Origin of the sequence: Pseudomonas sp. LAIL14HWK12:I10, assembly GCF_900184205.1 — a bacterium.
Classification (GTDB): domain Bacteria; phylum Pseudomonadota; class Gammaproteobacteria; order Pseudomonadales; family Pseudomonadaceae; genus Aquipseudomonas; species Aquipseudomonas kermanshahensis.
The window spans coordinates 63,128-85,876 of the sequence record NZ_FXWU01000007.1 but is presented as its reverse complement, the minus strand read 5'-3'; the positions used below and the strand labels follow the sequence as shown (position 1 = coordinate 85,876).

Annotated in this window: 21 protein-coding genes; 11 read left to right on the top strand and 10 right to left on the bottom strand. The window is 63.7% G+C overall.

Going from position 1 to position 22,749, the window contains the following annotated elements; genetic code table 11:
• Position 1: 1 nt before the first annotated feature.
• Positions 2–766, bottom strand: a complete 765-nt coding sequence (locus QOS90_RS16935) for a TOBE domain-containing protein (RefSeq protein WP_027594346.1) — start codon at positions 764–766, stop codon at positions 2–4.
• 26 nt (positions 767–792) lie between these two features.
• Entirely contained in the window at positions 793–1,530 is a 738-nt protein-coding gene (locus QOS90_RS16930) for a ComFC family protein (protein ID WP_027594347.1), read from the bottom strand.
• Between the two features lie 88 nt (positions 1,531–1,618).
• On the opposite strand from QOS90_RS16930, the gene bioB reads away from it, so the two are divergent.
• The 9 genes from bioB to QOS90_RS16885 all read left to right on the top strand — a co-directional run bounded on the left by bioB (position 1,619) and on the right by QOS90_RS16885 (position 12,106).
• On the top strand, positions 1,619–2,677 hold the full coding sequence (gene bioB, locus QOS90_RS16925; RefSeq protein ID WP_027594348.1) for a biotin synthase BioB: 1,059 nt from the start codon (positions 1,619–1,621) through the stop codon (positions 2,675–2,677).
• A gap of 1 nt (position 2,678) precedes the next feature.
• Entirely contained in the window at positions 2,679–3,851 is a 1,173-nt protein-coding gene (gene bioF / locus QOS90_RS16920; RefSeq protein ID WP_085274058.1) for an 8-amino-7-oxononanoate synthase, read from the top strand.
• Complete coding sequence (locus tag QOS90_RS16915) at positions 3,844–4,575, top strand: alpha/beta fold hydrolase (RefSeq protein ID WP_027594350.1); 732 nt, start codon at positions 3,844–3,846, stop codon at positions 4,573–4,575. Before bioF ends, QOS90_RS16915 begins: the two co-directional genes overlap by 8 nt.
• Positions 4,568–5,386, top strand: coding sequence for a malonyl-ACP O-methyltransferase BioC (gene bioC / locus QOS90_RS16910; RefSeq protein WP_085274059.1), 819 nt, complete (start codon positions 4,568–4,570; stop codon positions 5,384–5,386). Before QOS90_RS16915 ends, bioC begins: the two co-directional genes overlap by 8 nt.
• Positions 5,387–5,396: 10 nt before the next feature.
• A complete protein-coding gene (gene bioD / locus QOS90_RS16905; protein ID WP_027594352.1) occupies positions 5,397–6,077 on the top strand; it encodes a dethiobiotin synthase in 681 nt (226 codons plus the stop codon).
• A gap of 112 nt (positions 6,078–6,189) precedes the next feature.
• Positions 6,190–6,486 carry a hypothetical protein gene (locus tag QOS90_RS16900; protein ID WP_027594353.1) on the top strand — a complete coding sequence of 99 codons (297 nt, stop codon included), beginning with the start codon at positions 6,190–6,192 and terminating at the stop codon, positions 6,484–6,486.
• Between the two features lie 366 nt (positions 6,487–6,852).
• Positions 6,853–8,658: a phenylacyl-CoA dehydrogenase gene (locus tag QOS90_RS16895; protein WP_027594354.1), complete on the top strand. Its 1,806-nt coding sequence runs from the start codon at positions 6,853–6,855 to the stop codon at positions 8,656–8,658.
• Positions 8,659–8,920: 262 nt separating this feature from the next.
• Complete coding sequence (locus tag QOS90_RS16890) at positions 8,921–10,204, top strand: GGDEF domain-containing protein (RefSeq protein ID WP_027594355.1); 1,284 nt, start codon at positions 8,921–8,923, stop codon at positions 10,202–10,204.
• A gap of 123 nt (positions 10,205–10,327) precedes the next feature.
• On the top strand, positions 10,328–12,106 hold the full coding sequence (locus QOS90_RS16885; RefSeq protein WP_085274060.1) for an acyl-CoA dehydrogenase C-terminal domain-containing protein: 1,779 nt from the start codon (positions 10,328–10,330) through the stop codon (positions 12,104–12,106).
• A 280-nt stretch (positions 12,107–12,386) separates the two neighbouring features.
• Here the strand turns inward: QOS90_RS16885 and QOS90_RS16880 are convergent, their stop codons facing one another.
• On the bottom strand, positions 12,387–13,310 hold the full coding sequence (locus tag QOS90_RS16880; protein ID WP_085274061.1) for a LysR family transcriptional regulator: 924 nt from the start codon (positions 13,308–13,310) through the stop codon (positions 12,387–12,389).
• Between the two features lie 211 nt (positions 13,311–13,521).
• On the opposite strand from QOS90_RS16880, the gene QOS90_RS16875 reads away from it, so the two are divergent.
• Both QOS90_RS16875 and QOS90_RS16870 read left to right on the top strand, forming a co-directional pair.
• Positions 13,522–14,802 (top strand): aspartate aminotransferase family protein, encoded by a 1,281-nt coding sequence (locus tag QOS90_RS16875; RefSeq protein ID WP_027594358.1) that lies wholly within the window; start codon positions 13,522–13,524, stop codon positions 14,800–14,802.
• 272 nt (positions 14,803–15,074) lie between these two features.
• Positions 15,075–15,233, top strand: a complete 159-nt coding sequence (locus QOS90_RS16870; protein ID WP_007904205.1) for a YqaE/Pmp3 family membrane protein — start codon at positions 15,075–15,077, stop codon at positions 15,231–15,233.
• A 33-nt stretch (positions 15,234–15,266) separates the two neighbouring features.
• Here the strand turns inward: QOS90_RS16870 and QOS90_RS16865 are convergent, their stop codons facing one another.
• The 7 genes from QOS90_RS16865 to pqqF form a co-directional block, all read right to left on the bottom strand.
• Positions 15,267–17,090, bottom strand: a complete 1,824-nt coding sequence (locus QOS90_RS16865; RefSeq protein WP_033694192.1) for a S9 family peptidase — start codon at positions 17,088–17,090, stop codon at positions 15,267–15,269.
• Entirely contained in the window at positions 17,056–18,216 is a 1,161-nt protein-coding gene (gene pqqE / locus QOS90_RS16860) for a pyrroloquinoline quinone biosynthesis protein PqqE (protein ID WP_027594360.1), read from the bottom strand. The genes QOS90_RS16865 and pqqE overlap by 35 nt, the downstream gene beginning before the upstream one ends.
• Positions 18,188–18,463, bottom strand: coding sequence for a pyrroloquinoline quinone biosynthesis peptide chaperone PqqD (pqqD, locus tag QOS90_RS16855; protein ID WP_027594361.1), 276 nt, complete (start codon positions 18,461–18,463; stop codon positions 18,188–18,190). The genes pqqE and pqqD overlap by 29 nt, the downstream gene beginning before the upstream one ends.
• Positions 18,460–19,215 (bottom strand): pyrroloquinoline-quinone synthase PqqC, encoded by a 756-nt coding sequence (gene pqqC, locus QOS90_RS16850; RefSeq protein ID WP_027594362.1) that lies wholly within the window; start codon positions 19,213–19,215, stop codon positions 18,460–18,462. Before pqqC ends, pqqD begins: the two co-directional genes overlap by 4 nt.
• A gap of 9 nt (positions 19,216–19,224) precedes the next feature.
• Complete coding sequence (gene pqqB, locus QOS90_RS16845; protein WP_027594363.1) at positions 19,225–20,136, bottom strand: pyrroloquinoline quinone biosynthesis protein PqqB; 912 nt, start codon at positions 20,134–20,136, stop codon at positions 19,225–19,227.
• Between the two features lie 78 nt (positions 20,137–20,214).
• Entirely contained in the window at positions 20,215–20,286 is a 72-nt protein-coding gene (gene pqqA / locus QOS90_RS16840; protein ID WP_003243383.1) for a pyrroloquinoline quinone precursor peptide PqqA, read from the bottom strand.
• Positions 20,287–20,455: 169 nt separating this feature from the next.
• Entirely contained in the window at positions 20,456–22,735 is a 2,280-nt protein-coding gene (pqqF, locus tag QOS90_RS16835) for a pyrroloquinoline quinone biosynthesis protein PqqF (protein ID WP_085274062.1), read from the bottom strand.
• Positions 22,736–22,749: the final 14 nt, after the last annotated feature.

Below are 22,749 nucleotides of genomic sequence, written 5' to 3'. Positions count from 1 at the left end.
CCTAGACCGGTACCCCCAGCAGGACGAAGGACGGGTGAAACTGCACCCTGGCCTCGTCACCCGCCTTCAGGCCCTGCTGGGCCAGCCACGCTGTTTCGGCGAGTGCACACAGCGTCTGGCCATTGCCCAGTGCCATGCGCAATTCACTGCTGCCCCCTTCCTCAGCCAGGACTTCCTCGATACAAGCCGTCAGGCAGTTACTGCCTGGCTCCGGCTGATCATCAGCCCCCAGCAGTTGAACCCATCCGGCCTTGAGCAACGCCACTACCATGCGGCCCAAGCTCAGCTCCAAACGCTCGGTACTGCCGCGGGTGATCAAGGCTTCTATCACCAGCCCACCGCCCAGTGCCAGGCTGACGCGGTCATGGCGCCCCTCCCTGCGCAATGCGCTGACCTGGCCTTGCAGCTGGTTGCGGGCACTGGTGCGCAACATCAAACGCCCGAGCAGGTCGAGGTCGCTGGAGTCTTCGGCAGCTTCCAGGATCTGTGCCTGCAAGGCCTGCAAACGCTGGTACAGCCGCAGCACCCGCTCGCCTTCGGCCGACAGGCGTGCGCCACCGCCGCCACGCCCGCCGGTGCTGCGCTCGACCAGCGGCTGGCTGGCCAGGTTGTTGAGCTCATCGATGGCGTCCCAGGCGGCTTTGTAGCTGATGCCGGCAGCCTTGGCGGCGCGGGTGATCGAGCCTTGCTCGGCGATGTGCTGGAGCAAGGCAATGCGTTGCGGGCGGCGGGCGATGTGCTGGGTGAGGAGAGCGGGCAGGGACATGATGGCGCCTATCTGAGACTGACCCGTCAAGCTTGCCCCGGTTTTGCCGTGCGTGCCAGGCAATACACATCGATACGTCGCGCACCGGCTTCTCGCAGCAGCGTGGCAATGGCCTGTGCGGTGGCCCCGGTGGTCAGCACGTCGTCGACCACGGCCACATGCAGGCCCTTGAATGCGCCCGCTTCAATCAGGGCAAAGGCCCGCTGCAGATTGCGCCGACGCGCCTTGGCATCCAGGCTTTGCTGCGCCGGTGTGTCGCGTGTGCGCTGGAGCAAACGCTCGTTGAAGTTGATTGCCAGGCGCTGCGACAGCCAGCGCGCCAACATGCCGGCCTGGTTGAAACCGCGCTCGCGCTGTCGACGCCTGGCCAGTGGTACGGGTAACAGCAGGTCAGGCCTGGCCAAGCCTTCCGCGTAGCGATGCTGCAGGCCGTGGCTCAACATTTCGGCCATTAAACGCCCCAGCGGCCATTGGCGGTTGTGCTTGAAACGGCTGATCAGCGTATCCGCGGGGAAGCCGTAATGCCAAAGCGCGACGACCTGATCGAAGGCTGGTGCGCGGCGGCTGCACTGGGCGCAGGTGAGCTCGGCCATTGGTAGCGGCAGCGCACAGCGCAGGCAGTATTCACTTAACCACGGCAGCTCCTGCTCGCATGCGACGCATAAAGGGTAGGGCTGTTCGGCAGTTTCATCGCACAGTAAACAGCTATGGTTAATATTTGCACACTTGTAAACCAGTGCTTTTATCCAAGGTTGACAGTTCATAGGCCTTCCATGACTATGCGAGCTATCCGTGATGCGCTGGCGGCTTTCCTGTCCCGGCGCCAGTTACAGCCTAAACAAGGAAACGCCGATGAGCGCCAGCACAACTGCAACAACACGTCACGACTGGACCTTGGCTGAGGTCAAGGCGCTGTTCCAGCAACCGTTCAATGACCTGCTGTTCCAGGCGCAGACCGTGCACCGCGCGCACTTCGACCCGAATCGCGTTCAGGTTTCGACCCTGCTGTCGATCAAGACCGGCGCCTGCCCAGAAGATTGCAAATATTGTCCGCAGTCCGGCCACTACAACACCGGGCTGGAAAAACAGAAGCTGATGGAAGTGCAGAAGGTGCTGGAAGAAGCTGCCCGCGCCAAAGCCATTGGCTCGACCCGCTTCTGCATGGGCGCGGCGTGGAAGCACCCGTCGGCCAAGGACATGCCCTACGTGCTGGAAATGGTCAAAGGGGTGAAGGCCATGGGCCTGGAAACCTGCATGACCCTCGGCAAGCTCGACCAGGACCAGACCCAGGCCCTGGCCCAGGCCGGCCTCGACTACTACAACCACAACCTCGACACCTCGCCGGAGTTCTACGGCAGCATCATCACCACCCGCACCTACAGCGAGCGCCTGCAGACCTTGGCCTATGTGCGCGATGCCGGGATGAAGATCTGCTCTGGTGGCATCCTGGGCATGGGCGAGTCGCTGGACGACCGTGCCGGCCTGCTGATCCAGTTGGCCAACTTGCCGGAGCACCCAGAGTCGGTGCCGATCAACATGCTGGTCAAGGTCGCCGGCACGCCGCTGGCCGAGGAAGAAGATGTCGACCCGTTCGATTTCATCCGCATGCTGGCGGTGGCCCGCCTGCTGATGCCCAAGTCGCATGTGCGCCTGTCGGCCGGCCGTGAGCAGATGAACGAACAGATGCAGGCCCTGGCCTTCATGGCTGGCGCCAACTCGATCTTCTATGGCGAAAAACTGCTGACCACCGCCAACCCGCAGGCTGACAAAGACATGCAGCTGTTCGCCCGCCTCGGCATCAAGCCTGAGGCCCGCGAAGAGCATGCCGATGAAGTGCACCAGGCGGCCATCGAGCAGGCGCTGGTCGAACAGCGCAGCAGCGAGATGTTCTACAACGCAGCATCGGCCTGAGATGGCCTTTGACCTGGCGGCGCGCCTGGCCGAACGGCGCGCCGCAGACCTGTATCGGCAACGGCCCCTGCTGGAGAGCCCGCAAGGGCCTGAGGTGGTGGTCGATGGCCAGCCGCTGTTGGCGTTTTGCAGCAATGATTACCTGGGCCTTGCCAACCACCCCGAGGTGATTGCTGCGTGGCAGGCGGGCGCCGAGCGGTGGGGTGTCGGTGGCGGGGCGTCGCACCTGGTGGTTGGCCACAGCACGCCGCACCACCAGGTCGAGGAGGCCTTGGCAGAACTCACCGGGCGCCCGCGCGCGCTGTTGTTCTCCACCGGCTACATGGCCAACCTGGGTGCAATCACCGCCCTGGTGGGGCAGGGTGACACGGTGTTGCAGGACCGCCTTAACCACGCGTCCTTGCTCGACGGCGGGCTGCTGAGCGGCGCCCGTTTCAACCGCTATCTGCACAACGACCCGGCCAGCCTGGAAAGCCGCTTGGACAAGGCCGTCGGCAATACCCTGGTGGTAACCGACGGGGTGTTCAGCATGGATGGCGACCTTGCCGATTTGCCGGCGTTGGCCAAGGTTGCCCGCGCCCGCGGCGCCTGGCTGATGGTCGATGATGCCCATGGCCTGGGCACGTTGGGTGCGCAAGGTGGCGGTATCGTCGAGCACTTCGGCCTGGGCATCGATGATGTGCCTGTGCTGATCGGCACGCTGGGCAAGGCCTGCGGTACGGCGGGTGCCTTTGTCGCCGGCAGCGAAGCGTTGATCGAAGCGCTGGTGCAGTTTGCCCGGCCCTATATCTACACCACTAGCCAACCCCCGGCGCTGGCCTGTGCCACGCTCAAGAGCCTGGAGCTGCTGCGCCGCGAAACCTGGCGCCGTGAGCACCTGGCTGCGTTGATCCGCCAGTTCCGCCTAGGTGCCGAACAGATCGGCCTGCAGCTGATGGACAGCCCGACGCCGATCCAGCCGATCCTGATTGGCGACAGCGCACAAGCGCTGCGCCTGTCGCAGATGTTGCGCGAACGTGGCTTGCTGGTGACGGCAATTCGCCCGCCCACCGTGCCCGCTGGCAGCGCCCGCCTGCGGGTGACGCTGAGCGCCGCGCACAGTGAAGCGCAGGTGCAGCTATTGTTGAATGCATTGGCCGAGTGTTATCCACAGCTGGAGGCCGCCGATGCGTAACCGACTGATCCTTCTCCCCGGATGGGGCCTGGGTACTGCTGCGCTGGAGCCGTTGGCGGCCAGCCTGCGTGCCCAGGATGCACGCCTGCAGGTCGAACTGATGCCCCTGCCGGAGCTGGCCGACGCCGACGTACAGGCGTGGGTCGACCACCTTGACCGCAAGTTGCCCCGTGATACCTGGCTGGGCGGTTGGTCGCTGGGCGGCATGCTCGCCAGCGAACTTGCGCGCAAGCGCGGCGACCACTGTTGCGGATTGCTGACTTTGGCCAGCAACCCCAGTTTCGTGGCGCGGCCAGACTGGCCCCACGGCATGGCCGAAGATACCTTCGGCACCTTCCTCGACGGTTGCCGCAGCCACACCCAGGTAACCCTCAAACGCTTCCGCACCCTGTGCAGCGACGGTGCCCAACAGCCTCGTACCTTGCTGCGCCAGCTGGGCGTCGGTGTGCCGGATACCGACCCGCTGTACCTCGCCACCGGGCTGGAAGTACTGGCCCAGCTGGATACTCGCGAGGCACTGCAGGCTTATGGCGGTCCGCAACTGCACTTGTTCGCCGGCAGCGATGCACTGGTCCCGGCAGAGGCGGCCAAAGGGCTGAGCGAGTTGTTGCCCGACGTGGAGGTCGGGCTGGTTGAAGACAGTTCCCACGCGTTCCTGCTGGAATATCCACAGGAGCTGGCGGCGGGTATCAAGAGTTTTCTGCATGAGAGTGGCGATGACTGACCTTTCCCGTCCGACCCTGCCCGGCGCGCTGCCGGACAAGCGCCAGGTGGCCGCCTCGTTTTCCCGCGCGGCGGCCAGCTACGACAGCGTCGCGGCGTTGCAGCGCGACGTCGGCCTGAACCTGCTGGGCCAGTTGCCAGAGGGCTTGGCACCGTCGCGCTGGCTGGACCTGGGCAGCGGCACCGGCCACTTCAGCCGGGTGCTGGCCGAGCGCTTCGCGCAGGCCAGTGGCGTGGCGGTGGATATCGCCGAAGGAATGCTGCGCCATGCCCGCAACGAACAGCGCGGCGCGCAGTACCACGTGGCCGGCGATGCCGAGCGCTTGCCGCTGCGCGATGCCAGCGTCGATCTGGTGTTCTCCAGCCTGGCGGTGCAGTGGTGCGGGCAGTTCGCCAGTGTGCTGGACGAGGCGCGCCGGGTGTTACGCCCAGGCGGGGTGCTGGCATTCAGCAGCCTGTGCGTCGGCACGCTCGATGAGCTGCGTGCCAGCTGGCAGGCTGTGGATGGCCTGGTGCATGTCAACCGCTTCCGCCGCTTTGACGATTATCAGCGCCTGTGCGCGGGCAGTGGCTTCGAGCAGGTAGCGCTGCAGCAGCGCGCGCACGTGCTGCACTACCCCGATGTACGCAGCCTGACCCACGAGCTGAAGGCGCTTGGCGCGCACAATATTAACCCGGGCCGGCCTTCGGGCCTCACTGGCCGTGCTCGCATGCAGGGCTTGTTGCAGGCGTACGAGGCGTTTCGCCAGCCTCAGGGGCTGCCCGCCACTTACCAAGTGGTCTATGGTGTGTTGCGCAAGCCACAGGCGTAAGGGGAGTCAGATGAGCCAGGCCTATTTCATTGCCGGTACCGATACCGATGTCGGCAAGACCACGATTGCTGCCGGCCTGCTGCATGCAGCGCGGTTGCAGGGCATGAGCACATTGGGCGCCAAGCCGGTGGCGTCGGGTTGCACGGTAACCGCAAAGGGGCTGCGCAACAGCGACGCACAGGCGCTGATCGATGAAAGCACGATCAAATTGCCGTACGAACAGGTCAACCCATTCGCCTTCGAGCCTGCGATTGCGCCGCATGTGGCCGCGCGCGAGGCGGGCGTCACGCTGGGTGTACCCGAGCTGCTGGCGGCGATGCGCAACGTGCTGCAGCAAAATGCCGACTTCACCTTGATCGAAGGCGCCGGTGGCTGGCGTGTGCCGCTGTCGGGCCAGGCCAACCTGTCTGACCTGGCCATTGCCCTGCAACTGCCGGTGATCCTGGTGGTTGGGGTGCGCCTGGGCTGTATCAGCCATGCCTTGCTCAGCGCCGAAGCGATTGCCCGCGATGGGCTGCAACTGGCGGGCTGGGTGGCGAATATCATCGAACCGCGCACATCGCGCCTGGAAGAAAACCTGGCCAGCCTCGCCGAGCGCTTGCCGGCGCCTTGCCTGGGGCGGGTACCGAAGTTGAAGCTGGCGAGTGCCGATATGGTGGCTGAGCATTTGCAGCTGGATTTGCTGGATTAGTGGCCGCTGCCTATCGACTGGCACTGGGCCATTGACGATTTAAACGGGCCTTTTCTGCCATCTGCTGCTTTAATGAGGCCTGTTCGTCATCCAGCGTCAATGGAGTCCTGACATGGAAATCACCGGCAGCTCCGCCTATTACGCGGGCCTCAGCGCAATCCAAAGCGGCCAGAACCGCGTCGATCAAGCCGCCAGCCAGATCGCCAACAGTACCGCCGAACGCACCGCCACCAGCCAGTCGAGCGACTTCCAGGCTGAGCGTCTGCGCGCTGTTGATCGCAGCCAGCAGATGGACTTGGCCACCAGTACCGTGCAACTGGCACTGGGTAAACATGAAGTGGAGCTTGGCGCGAAAGTCGTCAAGGCATCCGACGAAATGCTCGGTCGGATCATCGACACCTACGCCTGATCCCTCGCGGCACTCAACTTAGCGACTCTTCCTTTGTGGGCGCGGGCTTCCCTTGCGCCTCATTGCGCCCCTGCGCGCCCTCTGTAGGAGCAGCCTTGTGCTGCGAAGACGGCCGCTAAACACCCAGGGAATGTTCGTTTTTATCGCTGGCCTCTTCGCAGCACAAGGCTGCTCCTACAAGGGGTTGTGTTGATTTCATGTGTGGGGTGGCGTAAACGCCATTTTTCGTGGCGTAAATGGCACTATCGTCCCTCCTTGACATCCGCTCGCGCTAAACGTAAGTTTCAAACAACTGTTTGATCGACGGCCGCCAAGCCTTGCCGGCAGTTCCGATCACCCCCGAACTCATCACAGAGGTTCATCGCAATGCCTGACTACAAAGCCCCCTTGCGTGATATCCGTTTCGTTCGCGACGAACTGCTCGGCTACGAAGCGCATTATCAGAGCCTGCCGGGTTGCCAGGACGCCACGCCCGACATGGTCGACGCGATCCTCGAAGAAGGCGCGAAGTTCTGTGAGCAGGTACTGGCCCCGCTGAACCGCGTTGGCGATCAGGAAGGCTGCACCTGGAGCGAGTCGGGCGTGAAGACGCCGACCGGTTTCAAAGCGGCCTACGAGCAATTCGTCGAAGGTGGCTGGCCGAGCCTTGCCCACGACGTGGCCCACGGCGGCCAAGGCCTGCCAGAGTCGCTGGGCTTGGCCCTGAGCGAGATGGTCGGTGAGTCGAACTGGTCGTGGGGCATGTACCCAGGCCTGTCCCATGGCGCAATGAACACCATTTCCGAGCACGGCACCGAAGAGCAACAGCACACCTACCTGACCAAGCTGGTCAGCGGCGAGTGGACCGGCACCATGTGCCTGACCGAGCCGCACTGCGGTACCGACCTGGGCATGCTGCGCACCAAGGCCGAGCCACAGGCCGACGGGTCGTACAAAGTGTCCGGCACCAAGATCTTCATCTCCGCCGGTGAGCACGACATGGCCGATAACATCGTCCATATCGTCCTGGCCCGCCTGCCCGATGCACCGGCCGGCACCAAAGGCATCTCGCTGTTCATCGTGCCCAAGTTCCTGCCCAACGCCGAAGGCGCTATCGGTGAGCGCAACGCGGTGACCTGTGGCTCGATCGAGCACAAAATGGGGATCCACGGTAACGCCACCTGCGTGATGAACTTCGACGGCGCTACCGGCTACCTGATCGGCCCGGCCAACAAAGGCCTGAACTGCATGTTCACCTTCATGAACACTGCTCGCCTGGGCACCGCGCTGCAAGGCCTGGCCCACGCCGAAGTGGCGTTCCAGGGTGGCCTGAAATACGCCCGTGAGCGCCTGCAGATGCGTTCGCTGACCGGCCCTAAAGCCCCTGAAAAGGCGGCTGACCCGATCATCGTCCACCCGGACGTGCGCCGCATGCTGCTGACCATGAAGGCCTTCGCCGAAGGCAACCGCGCCATGGTCTACTTCACCGCCAAGCAGGTGGATATCGTCAAGTACAGCCAGGACGAGGAAGAGCGCAAAAAAGCCGACGCCCTGCTGGCCTTCATGACCCCGATCGCCAAGGCCTTCATGACCGAAGTCGGTTTCGAGGCTGCCAACCACGGCGTGCAGATCTACGGTGGCCATGGCTTCATCGCCGAGTGGGGCATGGAGCAGAACGTGCGCGACAGCCGTATCTCCATGCTGTACGAAGGCACCACCGGTATCCAGGCGCTGGACCTGCTCGGCCGTAAAGTGCTGATGACCCAAGGCGAAGCGCTGAAGGGCTTTACCAAGATCGTGCACAAGTTCTGCCAGGCGCAAGAAGGCAACGAGGCGGTCAAAGAGTTCGTTGAGCCGTTGGCGGCCATCAACAAGGAATGGGGCGAGCTGACCATGAAAGTGGGTATGGCGGCCATGAAGGATCGCGAAGAAGTGGGTGCCGCTTCGGTCGATTACCTGATGTATTCCGGTTACGCCTGCCTGGCTTACTTCTGGGCCGACATTGCTCGCCTGGCTGCCGAGAAGCTGGCTGCCGGTACTGAAGAAGTGGCGTTCTACACCGCCAAGCTGCAGACCGCGCGCTTCTACTTCCAGCGCATCCTGCCGCGCACCCGTACCCATGTGGCGACCATGCTGTCGGGTGCTGGGAACCTGATGGCGATGGACGAAGAGCACTTCGGCCTCTCTTACTGATCCACCGCGTGCACAAAAACCCGCCTGCCCTCACCGGCAGGCGGGTTTTTTTATTCTGCAGCCAGATGCCTGTGTAGGAGCAGCCTTGTGCTGCGAAGAGGCCATAACGGCCACAGAAAATCGTTTGTCATACCGGCCTCTTCGCAGCACAAGGCTGCTCCTACAGAGGGGCGGCATCAGATCTGTATTCAACTGTTCACGCGCGCTGCCGATGAAATAAGGGCACAATGCCACTATTGATCTGCCGGGTTGGAGATTACCCTTGTTTCGTCTTGATGCTGTACGCGTAACCCACTTCCTGCCTTCGCTGTTTCTCTTGCTGGCAGGCCTTGCGGCGGCTTACGTAAGAGACCTCAGTGTCTTTTTCACATCGCTGTTCAATGTCTTGCCCACCTTGGTCCTGCTATTGGGCGGTGCTTACTGTGCTGTTTACCGACGCCAGCGTGAGCTGTTTCTGATGGTCACGGTGTACATCGCCTACTTCCTGCTCGACACCCAGACCGACTTCTACCGCGACAACGGCCACGTGCGTGCGGACGCTGCGGTCATCTTCCACTTGGTGTGCCTGCTGCTGCCGGCCCTGTTCGGGCTGTATGGCGCCTGGCAGGAGCGCACCCACCTGCTGCAGGACCTGGTCGCCCGCTTCGCCGTGTTGTTCGCCGTTGCGAGCGTTGCGGTGGCACTGGAGCAAAGCTACCCCGACGCGCTGCTGGCCTGGCTGGCAGAGATTCGCTGGCCGGCCTTGCATGGCCAGTGGATGAGCCTGATCCAGATGGTCTACCCGCTGTTCCTCGGCGTGTTCATCCTGCTGGTGGTGCAGTACCTGCGTGCGCCCAGGCCGTTGCATGCGGCGCAGGTCATTGGCCTGATCGGCCTGTTCTGGATGCTGCCGCAGACGTTCATCCTGCCGTTTACCCTGAACATCATGTGCAGCCAGGTGATGTTGATGATTGCCGCGGCCGTGGCGCACGAGGCCTATCAGATGGCCTTCCGCGACGAGCTGACTGGCCTGCCGGGGCGCCGTGCCTTGAATGAGCGTATGCAGCGGCTGGGGCGCAACTATGTGATCGCCATGACCGACGTCGACCACTTCAAGAAATTCAACGATACCCACGGCCACGATGTCGGCGACCAGGTGTTGCGCCTGGTTGCCAGCCGGTTGTCCAAGGTCACTGGTGGCGGCCGCGCCTACCGTTATGGTGGCGAGGAATTTGCCCTGGTCTTTGCGGGCAAGACGGCTGAAGAATGCGTGCCGCATGTGGAAGCTGTGCGCGGGGTGATTGCTAACTATGCGATGCAGCTGCGCGACCAGAACAGCCGACCGCAGGACGATTCGACAGGGCGTCAGCGCCGTGCTGGCAGCGGCGCGGGTACGGTGTCGGTGACCATCAGCATCGGTGTGGCCGAGCGCCAGGCCGATCATCGCAACCCGGAGGCGGTGCTCAAGTCGGCCGACCAGGCGCTGTACAGCGCCAAAGAGGCCGGGCGCAATTGTGTCATGGTGCATGGGCAACAATCGCAACGTGGGGCGGTCCGCATGGCGTGACCAAACAAGACTATACGGTCAGCTGATGACCCTATGTCTCGTAAAAGTTGTTCGGTTACACTGCCTGCAACCCAGTGTCGCGGTTCCCCGAGACCGCCCCGACCCTACTAGTGAGAGGTTGTCATGGCCGACTATAAAGCGCCCCTGCGCGACATGCGCTTCGTTTTGAATGAAGTCTTCAACGTGACCGAGCAATGGGCGCAGTTGCCCGCGCTGGCCGAAGTGGTGGATGCCGAGACCGCCCTCGCTGTGCTGGAAGAGGCCGGCAAGGTGACGGCCAGGACCATCGCCCCACTCAGCCGCGCCGCCGACGAAGAGGGCTGCCACTGGGACAACGGCGCGGTCAGCACGCCGGCCGGCTTCATTGAGGCCTACAACACCTACGCCGAAGGTGGCTGGGTGGGCGTTGGTGGCGATCCCTTGTTCGGCGGCATGGGCATGCCCAAGGTTATCTCGGCCCAGGTCGAGGAAATGGTCAACGCGTCGAGCCTGGCCTTCGGCCTGTACCCGATGCTGACTGCCGGTGCCTGCCTGTCGATCAATGCCCACGCCAGTGAAGCGCTCAAGCAACAGTACCTGCCCAACATGTATGCCGGGGTCTGGGCTGGCTCCATGTGCCTGACCGAGCCCCATGCCGGCACCGACCTGGGCATCATCCGCACCAAGGCCGAACCCCAGGCCGACGGCAGCTACAAGGTCAGTGGCACCAAGATCTTCATCACCGGTGGTGAGCACGACCTGACCGAGAACATCATCCACTTGGTGTTGGCCAAGCTGCCGGACGCGCCCGCCGGGCCGAAAGGCATTTCGTTGTTCCTGGTGCCCAAGTTCCTGGTTAACGAAGACGGCAGCCTGGGCGCGCGCAACCCGGCCACTTGCGGCTCGATCGAACACAAAATGGGCATTCAAGCCTCCGCCACTTGTGTGATGAACTTCGACGAAGCGGTCGGTTACCTGGTCGGTGAGCCCAACAAGGGCTTGGCGGCCATGTTCACCATGATGAACTACGAGCGCCTGGGCGTCGGCATTCAGGGCCTGGCATCGGCTGAGCGTTCCTACCAGAACGCCGTTGAGTACGCCCGTGACCGCCTGCAGAGCCGTGCCCCGACCGGCCCACACGCCAAGGACAAGGTTGCCGACCCGATCATCGTGCACCCTGATGTGCGGCGCATGCTGCTGACCATGAAGGCCTTGATCGAAGGCGGGCGCGCCTTCTCGAGCTACGTGGCGCTGCAACTCGACAGTGCCAAGTACAGCGAAGACGCCACCACGCGCAAGCGCAGTGAAGAGCTGGTGGCCTTGTTGACGCCGGTGGCCAAGGCCTTCCTGACCGACCTGGGCCTGGAGTGCACGGTGCACGGCCAGCAGGTGTTTGGCGGGCATGGTTACATTCGTGAGTGGGGCCAGGAGCAACTGGTGCGTGATGTGCGGATTACGCAGATCTACGAAGGCACCAACGGCATCCAGGCCCTCGACCTGATGGGTCGCAAGGTAGTTGCCAGTGGTGGCGCGTACTACAAGCTCTTCTCGGACGAGATCCGCCGCTTCATCGCCGGTGCCGACAGCGCGCTGGACGAGTTCGCCAAGCCGCTGGGCGCGTACCTCGACCAGCTGGACGGGCTGACCGAGTGGGTGCTGGAGCAGGCCAAGGGCAACCCCAATGAAATTGGCGCGGCCTCGGTCGAGTACCTGCATGCCTTTGGTTATGTGGCCTATGGCTACATGTGGGCGCTGATGGCGCGTGCGGCGCAGGCGGGTGAGGGGGATGAGGCGTTCTACTCGGGCAAGCTGGGTACGGCGCGGTTCTACTTTGCACGGTTGCTGCCACGGGTGGATTCGCTGGTGGCGTCGGTGAAGGCGGGGAGCGAGTCGCTGTACCTGCTGGACGCTGAGCAGTTTTGATAGCTTGTGGGGCCGCAAAGCGGCCCCCAGTATTGGCATGTCTGGGAATGAATCCCCTTTGTAAGCTTTTTCCTACACGACGTGGTGACTTTTCACCACTGTTCTCAGATTGGATCCACAGGTAATCTTTACCACATGGACGTTGCGCAGGAAGCGCAAAGGACAGATCAAGGAAGACGACGAAGGACCACCTGCCAGGATGGCGGGGCGATACGGATGTCACAGGGAAACAGTCTGGAAAACCCCGCTTCGGCGGGGTTTTCTTTGTGCGCGTGTTTTGTCAGCCCAGCACATCCAGAGGCGAGCCCCCCAGCTGGCGCGCGTCTGTCTCTTCTTCCAGTAACGTACGCAGCAGCTCCACCGAGGCTTGCTGGCGCTGCGCATCGCGGAACACCAGCCCGACCTTGAGCGGCACCCGCGGCTCGCTCAATGGCTTCCACAGCAGCCCCTGGTCATCCTCGGCCGCGTCCTTGGCCCGCCCCGGCAAGATGGTAGCCAGCGCCGTATGGGCCAGGCTGTCGAGAATCCCCGCCATGTTGTTCATCTCTGCCTGCACCTGCGGCCGACGGCCCTGGCTGGCCAGTTGCGCCTGCCAGATCTGTCGAATCTGAAACTCTTCGCCCAGCATCAGCATGGGCAGTTCAGCGGCCTGGCGGATCGACACCTTCTTGAAGTCCTTCAAGGGATGGGTGTCGGGGATGACCAACTGCAGTTCATCTTCGTACAGCAACAGGCCATGCAGCCCGGGTTGGCGCGGTGGCAGGTAACTGATGCCGATGTCCAGGCTGCCATTGAGCAGGCGCCGTTCGATTTCCAGCCCCGACAGCTCGTAGATTTGCACCACAAGGTGCGGCTGGGCCTTGCGCAAGCGTTCGAGCAACTGCGGCACCAGGCTGGGCCGCACGGTCTGCAGCACGCCGATGGCCAGGGTACGCAAAGACTGGCCCTTGAAGTTGCGCATGGCCTCCTGGGCGCGTTGCAGGCCATCGAGCAGCGGCAGGGCATGGTTGTACAGCGTGTGGGCGGCCAAGGTCGGCAGCAGGCGCTTGTTGCTGCGCTCGAACAAGCTCAGGTCGAGGCTGTGCTCCAGTTGGCGGATCTGCTGGGAAAGCGCGGGTTGGGACAAAGACAGGCGCTCGGCGGCGCGGCCGACATGGCCTTCTTCGTACACCGCGACGAAATAACGCAGTTGGCGGAAATCCATAAGTAACACTTATCGAAAATGCTGGAAAAACGAAATGGTCGAAACCCGTCGTGGCGCCTAGTCTATCGCCGTATTCCAGTGGGTTACAGCGGTCATCGGGCCGGATTGTTACCCCGGATGAAAAACACTTTTGATAGGCAAGGCTGAATATCAAGTGCCGGCATCAAGACCGCACATTGGCCGCCCTTTACCGTGATTGGTTGGAGCCCTGATGAACCTGTTCAACCTGCGTCGCTCGGCTGCCGCCGCCGTCGCCGAGCCCGAGCGTGCGCCGGTGACCGTGGCGGATGCGCCGCAGTTGTCCCGTGAGCGCCTGATGCCGAGTACCGAACGTGCCCCGCAGGTTTTCGTGCGCGGCCAGGGCTCGTGGTTGTGGGACAGCGAAGGGCATGCCTTCTTGGACTTCACCCAGGGCGGCGCGGTGAACAGCCTCGGCCACAGCCCCAGCGTACTGGTCAAGGCGCTGGGCAATCAGGCCCAGGCGCTGATCAACCCGGGTTCGGGGTTTCACAGCCGCGGCCGGCTGGCGCTGGTCAACCGCCTGTGCCAGAGCACCGGCAGCGACCAGGCCTACCTGCTGAACAGCGGCGCCGAAGCGTGCGAAGGGTCGATCAAGCTGGCGCGCAAATGGGGCCAGCTGCACCGCAATGGCGCCTATCACATCATCACCGCCAGCCAGGCTTGCCACGGCCGCAGCCTGGGCGCGCTGTCAGCCTCTGACCCGCTGCCGTGCAATCGCTGCGAGCCTGGGCTGCCGGGCTTCAGCAAGGTGCCTTTCAATGATCTGGCGGCACTGCATGCGGAAGTGAACTCGCGCACCGTGGCGATCATGCTTGAGCCGATCCAGGGCGAGGCGGGCGTTATTCCCGCCACACAGGCGTACCTCAAAGGCGTCGAAACGCTGTGCCGCGAGCTGGGCATCCTGCTGATTCTGGATGAAGTCCAGACCGGTATCGGCCGGTGTGGTGCGCTGCTCGCCGAGCAGATTTACGGGGTACGTGCCGACATCATCACCCTGGGCAAGGGCTTGGGCGGTGGGGTACCGCTGGCCGCCTTGCTGGCACGCGGCACCGCTTGCTGCGCCGAACCGGGTGAGCTGGAAGGCAGCCACCATGGCAACGCGCTGATGAGCGCGGCAGGCCTGGCAGTGCTGGACACCGTGCTGGAGCCTGGTTTTTTCGAGCATGTGCAGGACAGCGGCCGCCACCTGCGCGAAGGCCTGAGCCGCCTGGCTGGCCGTTATGGCCAGGGCGAGGTGCGTGGCCTGGGGCTGCTGTGGGCCCTGCAACTGCACGAAGGCGTCGCCCAGAACCTGGTAACGGCCGCCCTGCATGAAGGCCTGCTGCTCAATGCACCGCAGGCGGATGTGGTGCGTTTCTCGCCGGCGCTGACCGTGAGCAAGGGCAACATCGACGAAATGCTCCTGCGCCTGGCCCGCGCCTTTGCCCGCCTGCATGCACAGCAGCAAGCCCGCCGCGAAATGCCGGCGTAACCGAATTCAACGAACCGTCTGGCGTTCCTGCGCATCGCCCCTGGCCTGTTTCATTTGGCCCGGGGCGTTTTTTTTGGGGTGCTTGTCGCTGGATCTTCTGCGCCTGGAAGATCGAGCGCCGCCCGCGCGGCGCTCGATTTGCGCACCACCTCAAAAACCAAGACAAGCACTTGGCAGCCTTCACCCTATCTTTACCTTTTTACCTGGCGCCCAACGTGGAACCTCTACGACGCGCGGCTAGTCTCTGTTGTAACCCTTCAGGAGAGACTTGCATGGACTTCATTCGCATCATCATCGCCATCTTGCTGCCGCCGCTTGGGGTGTTTCTGCAGGTGGGTTTTGCCGGGGCGTTCTGGCTGAATATTCTGCTGACGCTGTGTGGGTACATTCCGGGGATCGTGCACGCGGTGTATATCATCGCCAAGCGCTAAGAAACGCGGGGCCGCAGTGCGGCCCCCTTGGCTTTACTGGCCCAACACCCGGCAATAAAACGCCCATTCCTCTTCCAACGCATGCGCCAGGTTCTGTGCATTACGGAACCCGTGCCGTTCTCCCGCATAGAAGTGCCCCTCGGCTGCAATGCCATTTGCCTTCAGGGCGTCCAGCATCAGGCGCGTCTGCTCTGGCACCACCACCGCATCCAGCTCACCCTGGAAGAAAATCACTGGCACCTTGATCTGAGCTGCATGCAGCAGAGGCGTGCGTGCGCGATAACGTTCGGCGTCCTGCAGCGGGTCGCCGATCAACCAGTCCAGGTAATCCCCTTCGAACTTGTGCGTGGCGCGGCCCAGTGCGACAGGGTCACTGACGCCATACAGGCTGGCGCCGGCCCGGAACACATCATGGAAGGCCAAAGCACATAGCGTGGTGTAGCCGCCCGCGCTGCCGCCGCGAATGAAGGCGTTGCTCGGGTCGATCAGCCCCAGACTCGCTAGGTGCGCAACCGCCGCGCAGGCATCCTCGACATCGCTCTCGCCCCAGCGCAGGTGCAGCGCCTGGCGATAGGCCCGGCCATAACCCGTGCTGCCGCGGTAATTGAGGTCGGCGACGGCGAAGCCGCGCTGGGTCCAATACTGGATGCGTGGGTCGAGCGCTGGGTAGCACGCCGAGGTCGGCCCGCCATGGATAAACACCACCAAGGGCGCGGGCGCTTTGGCGTTCATGGCCGGGTAGAAGAAACCATGGGCGATACCGTTGCCGCTGGCGTAGCGCATGGCCTGCGGCTTGCTGATGCATTCGGCGGGCAGCACCTCGGCACCACCGGCCAGTACCCGCACCTCATGATTGCTCAGGTCGATGGCAATGACGGCGGGTGGGCTGACGGGCGAGGCGGCGATGGCATAGAGCTGCCCGGCATCCATCGCCAGGCTGCGAAAGCGGGTGTAGGCGCTGGCAAAACGCTCCACTTGCTGGTTCGCGGTTATCAGCCCTAACTGCGCAAAGCCATCCTCGAACCAACTGGCTACATAGCGTTGCGGCCCCAGGGCGAGCCAGGTGCTGGTACCCAGTTGCCAGGGCGCGCCGGCATGGTCGGCGGGTTCGGCAGGCAGGGCCTGCCAGTGCCCGGCGATCTCCCCCCAGGGCTGCCAGAAGCCATTGCGGTCCGACAGGCAATACAAGCGGCCTTGCGCATCGAAACGCGGTTGTTGCAGGGATTCGTCCAAGCCCGCCACGCAGCGCGCAGGCCCCCAGGCGCCGCTGCTATCACGCTCGCGCAGCAGCAAGCGCGTCTGTGTCCAAGGTTGCGCCGGGCGGTCCCATTCGACCCAGGCCAAGCGCTGCCCGTCGCTGCTCAAGGTGGGTGACGCGTAGAAGTCGGCACCTTCAGCCAGCACCTCGCGGGCGCCTTCGCGCAGGGCAACCAGGCGATGCTCCACGGTTGGCCCATGGTGCTCCTCGACTGCCAGCACCTGGCCGTCATGCCAGTGCACATCGCCGTAGCGGCAGTCGTCAGCCTGGGTCAGCGGGCGCGGCACTTCGCCGTCCAGCCCTTGGGTATACACCTGTTGATCCGTTTCGTTGACGAAGACCAGCCCGTCACCGCCGACGCAGAAACTGCCGCCGCCGTATTCGTACACCCGGCTGCGCACACTGAAGCCACCCGGTGTCAGGCACTGGGCTTGGTACTGGTGCCAGTGCCAGATTCGGCAGGCACCATCGGCCGGGCGAAATTCGTTCCAGAACAGCCCGGCTGGGCTGACCTTGAGCTCGGCGAAGTCGGTGCCTGCAGCAACGGCCTGGGCTGCGCTGAATTCAGCCGCGAGCGATGACACGGGAGTTTCGTTCATTGCGGAAGGTCATCTCTTCAATCGCGAGTTGGGCGGTTTCTGCCTCCTCGCGGGCCTTGAGGATGATGCCGTGGTCAGCCGATTTTGCGCACACCGGGTCGGCGTTACTGGCATCGCCGGTGAGCATGAAGGCCTGGCAACGGCAACCGCCGAAGTCCTTTTCCTTCTCATCGCACGAGCGGCAGGGCTCAGGCATCCATTGGTAACCGCGGAAACGGTTGAAGCCGAACGAGTCGTACCAGATATGCCGCAGGTCGTGGTCACGCACGTTGGGGAACTGCACCGGCAGTTGGCGGGCGCCGTGGCAGGGCAGGGCGGTGCCGTCCGGGGTGATGGTCAGGAACAGGCTGCCCCAGCCATTCATGCAGGCCTTGGGGCGCTCTTCGTAATAGTCCGGGGTGACGAAGATCAGCTTGCAGGGGTTGCCCTCGGCCTTGAGCTTGTCACGGTATTGGTTGGTGATGCGCTCGGCGCGCTCCAATTGCGCGCGGGTCGGCAGCAGGCCCAGGCGGTTGAGGTGCGCCCAGCCATAGAACTGGCAGGTGGCGAGCTCGACGAAGTCAGCTTCGAGGGCGATGCACAGCTCGATGATGCGGTCGATCTTGTCGATGTTGTGCCGATGGGTGACGAAGTTGAGCACCATCGGGTAGCCGTGGGCCTTCACGGCACGGGCCATCTCCAGCTTCTGCGCGAAGGCCTTTTTCGAGCCGGCCAGCAGGTTGTTCACCTGCTCGTCGCTGGCCTGGAAGCTGATCTGGATATGGTCCAGGCCGGCTTTTTTGAATTCGGCGATGCGGGCTTCGGTCAGGCCGATGCCGGAGGTGATCAGGTTGGTGTAGTAGCCCAGCCGACGGGCCTCACCGATCAGCTCGGCGAGGTCCTGGCGCACCAGCGGTTCGCCGCCGGAGAAGCCAATCTGCGCGGCGCCCATTTCTCGCGCTTCGGCCATCACCTTGAACCACTGCGCGGTGCTTAGTTCTTGGCCTTGGGCGGCAAAGTCCAGCGGGTTGGAGCAGTACGGGCATTGCAGCGGGCAACGGTAGGTGAGCTCGGCCAGCAGCCACAGCGGCAAGCCGACCTCGGGCGTGGCCGGCAACTCAGGCGAGGACGATCCAGTGTTCGCCACGGGCCACCTCCATGAACTGCTCGATGTCGTCGGCAACTTCCGGCACATCGGGGAACTGCCGTGCAAGTTCGGCAATGATTGCCGCGACGTCGCGCTGGCCATCGATCAGGCCACCGATCAGCGCAGCGCTTTCGTTGAGCTTGATCATGCCCTCGGGGTACAGCAACACATGGCCTTTCTGTGCCGGCTCGTACTGGAAGCGGTAGCCGGGGCGCCAGTTGGGCACTTGCTTGCGATCGAAACTCATAGGGCGATCCCCTTGTGCCAGACCCGTTCCTGGGTGACCGAATGATAAGGCGGGCGGTTCAGCTCGTAGGCCATGCTCATGGCATCGAGCATGCTCCAAAGAATATCCAGCTTGAACTGCAGGATCTCCAGCATACGCTCCTGGCCCGCACGGGTGGTGTAGTGCTGCAAGGTGATTGCCAGGCCGTGCTCGACATCACGCCGCGCCTGGCCCAGGCGCGTGCGGAAGTATTCGTAGCCGGCGGGGTCGATCCAGGGGTAGTGCTGTGGCCAGCTGTCCAGGCGCGACTGGTGGATCTGCGGGGCGAACAGCTCGGTCAGCGAGCTGCTGGCCGCCTCTTGCCAACTGGCGCGGCGGGCGAAGTTGACGTAGGCGTCGACGGCAAAGCGCACGCCGGGCAGTACCAGCTCCTGGGAGCGCAGTTGATCAGGGTCCAGGCCCACGGCCTGGCCAAGGCGCAGCCAGGCCTCAATACCGCCGTCTTCGCCAGGCGCGCCGTCATGGTCGAGCAGGCGCTGGATCCACTCACGGCGTACTTCGCGGTCCGGGCAGTTGGCCAGGATCGCGGCATCCTTCATCGGGATGTTGACCTGGTAGTAGAAGCGGTTGGCTACCCAGCCCTGGATCTGCTCGCGGCTGGCGCGGCCCTGGTACATCGCCACGTGATACGGGTGATGAATATGGTAGTAGGCACCTTTGGCGCGCAGGGCCTGCTCGAATTCGGCAGGGGACATCGGCAATGGGTCGCTCATCAGGCCTCCTTAAAGCTCGATGCTCATGCCATCGAAGGCGACTTCAACGCCTCGACGCTGGACCTCAGCCCGTTCTGGCGAGTCTTCATCGAGAATCGGGTTGGTGTTGTTGATGTGGATAAGTACCTTGCGCTGGCGCGGGAAACCATCGAGCACCTCGAGCATACCGCCGGGGCCGTTTTGCGCCAGGTGGCCCATCTCGCGACCGGTGCGGGTGCCGACACCACGGCGCTGCATTTCATCGTCTTCCCACAGGGTGCCGTCGACCAGCAGGCAGTCGGCGCCGTGCATCATCGCCAGCAGCTTGTCGTCGACCTGGCCCAGGCCCGGGGCGTAGAACAGCTTGCCACCGGTGCGGGTGTCTTCGACCAGCAAGCCCAGGTTGTCACCCGGGTGCGGGTCGAAGCGGTGCGGCGAATAGGGGGGCGCGGCGCTGCGCAGGGGGAAGGGCGTGAACCTGAGGTTGGGGCAGGCGTCGATAACGAAGCTGCCTTCGAGCTCGATACGGTTCCATTGCAGGCCGCCGTTCCAGTGGCTGAGCATGTTGAACAGCGGAAAGCCGGTGGTCAGGTCTTGGTGGACCATGTCTGTGCACCACACCGGGTGCGGGCAGCCTTCGCGCAGGCTGAGCAGGCCGGTGGTGTGGTCGATCTGGCTGTCGAGCAGGACGATGGCATTGATGCCGGTATCGCGCAGGGCGCGGGCCGGCTGCATCGGCGCGAAGGCCTGCAGTTGGGCGCGGATGTCGGGCGAGGCATTGCACAAGACCCAGTGCTCGCCATCGTCGGACAGCGCGATGGACGATTGCGTGCGCGCCGTGGCCCGCAGGCTGCCGTCGCGGTAGCCCTTGCAGTTGACGCAGTTGCAGTTCCACTGGGGGAAGCCGCCGCCGGCGGCAGAACCGAGAATCTGGATGTACATGGCCACTCTCTACCGGGAAACCGTATCCAAAAAACACAAACGCCCCGGCGGGCCGAGGCGTCGAACCGTAAGCAGGGCTTAGCGGTTGGCGAAGTACATGGTGACTTCGAAGCCGATACGCAGATCAGTGTATGCAGGTTTGGTCCACATGGGATGACTCCTTCCGAACGGGGTTGAGTTGGTCAGCTACTTATTGGGTACCGCCGTACGCCGGAGGTTCCCTTGACTGAGATTGCGCTATCTTACAAGAAAAATTTGTACCGAAAGGTTAATTCTTCGAAAAGCGCCCTTGCAGTTAACGTAACAATCCTCGTTTTTGCTATTGCCAGGATGGGTCTGGCGGTGCGCTGTTGGCCAGGCAGAGCCAAGGGGCATGAGGGGCCAGAAGACTGCCAAGTAGCGCATCAAGGTCCGCTTGCCGAGCCATGAGGATAGACCACTGTAGGTCATTCAGCCTGTCGGGTCGTGTCGCCAGGTGTGTCTGCCACGCCCATTCGGCCACCTCGGCATTGGCCATCGCAGGCTCGGCGAACTGCTCGGCCAGCGCCTGCTGTGCTGCGCTGTCGAGCACCACGCCTTTGCTTAGGACCGGTTGCAGGTGAGCGAGAATTTGAGCAGGGGTGGCATGGGGCGATTGCACGCCAAACAGCAGGCCAGCGCAGCCTTCAATCTGACGGAAGGCGCTGAACACCGCGTAGCCCAGTTGCAGTTCTACCCGTAGGCGTTGATACACCGGCCCCTGCAACAGCTGCGCGAGCAGGCGGCCGATGGCTTGCTGGTCAGCGGGCACTGGGCAGAACAGCAACACCGCGTTTTCGCTGCCGGCCAGTGCAGCGTCTACCCATCGACGGGCCTGCCACTGGGGCGGCGCAGTGGCCGTGGCGCCTTGCCCGGGGCAGTGGGCCAGCACGGTGCCGAGTGGGCCCGTGTCTTCAAAGCCCAGTGCCAGGCCATGCCAGCGGGCCTGTTCCCACGCCTGCGCAAGCTGCCTCGGTTCGAGCGAGCCCGCGGGTAGCGGTTCGGCCTTGTGGGTATGCATGGCATCAGGCAGTCGCTTGAGCAGGGCTCTGATCGGGATCAGGGCGGGCGCGGGCGGCGGCTGGGTGTGCCAATCGGCAGGTGAGGGCGCGTTCAGCAGCGCGAGGGCTTCGGTGACGGCGTTCATCACTGCCGACGGTTGGCCGGCGCACTGTAGCTGCCAGTATTCGCCAGCTTCGCTGAACTGTAGGTGCAGCCCGGCGCGTTCGGCGCGCTCCTGCAAGGGGCGCAGCGCCTGGCAAAGGATTGGGAACACGCCATGGCGCAGGCTTGAGGGCAGGTGCCAGCGCAGATAAAGGGCGGCGTATTGGCGTGATGCCGGGAGCATGTCGCTGATGGCCAGTGCGTTGGGTAACGGCGCGGTCGCGGGGGGCGGTGCGGCGGTCAGCAGAGCGTCTGCGGTGGGTATCTGCCATTGACCATGCTCGCCGCTGGGAAGGCTGGCAAGCAGTGCCTTCAGCGCACTCAGGCCTTGTTCGTCGAGTGCGGCGAAGGGCTGGCCTGAGCTGTCCCGTCGTGCCAGCTCCAGCGGGCTGGCGGCCCACTCACGGCTGCGCTGCAATTGACTGAACGCGGCGTTCAGCCGCTGCGGATCGGCCTGACGGATAAAACCGAACCAGCTGTGCAGCAATGCGATCGCCTCATCCTTGCAGGCATCAGCCCCGAGCTGCAGGTCGATGTGCCAGAGCAACTGCCCGGCGAACGCATACAGCGTTTCGGCTTTGAAGCCTTGCAGCCAACCGCGCTGGCGAAGCGCACTCAGCCATCCGCCTGGTCGGCTGTCGTCGAGCAGGTCGATCAGCAACCCCAGTGCGCGCTCGGCACCTTCTGGCAGGCTATCGTGGGCGAACGTCAGTGGCTGCCCGGCCCTGCGCAGTGGCGGCGGCGATGCCTGCGCTGCACGGCTACCGGCCTGGAACAGGCTGCCAAATTCCCGGCCCAGGCGTTCCAGTGCTTCCAGCGGTTGTGGGCCGCACAGGCTCAGTGTGATCTGCCCACCTTGGTAGAAGCATTGGTGAAACAGGCCAAGGGCGCGTTGAAACGCAGGATCTTGCAGGGCGAGGGTGTAACGATTGCCCGCCTGAAAACTGCTCAGCGGATGCTGGGGCGAAACCGACTGCAGCAGGGCGAATTGCTGCTGAGCCTGCGGGTTACGCGACCAGGCGATGAACTCGGCATGAATGACCTCACGCTCCCGGCGCTGGCGCTCGATGCCAAGGTCGGGTTCGGCCAGCATCTGGCACAGGCGCTCCAGCCCGCCGGCCAAAGCCGCGGGGGGGACCTCGAAGAAAAAGTCGGTGGTGCGCTCACGGGTGCTGGCGTTGACCTGGCCACCGAGGGCCTGCACATACCGCATCAGGCCGTCTTCCAACGGGAAGCGCGCTGTGCCCAGGAAGAACAGGTGTTCGAGAAAGTGCGCCATACCTGGCCATTTTGCCGGGGCATCGTGGCTGCCTGCCTGCACCCGCAACGCGGCCGCCGCACGCTTGAGGCGCGGGGCATGGCGCAGGGTCAGCTGCAAGCCGTTGGCGAGGGTGAGGTGCTGCGTGGCGTCAGGCATGAGGGCTCCAGGTA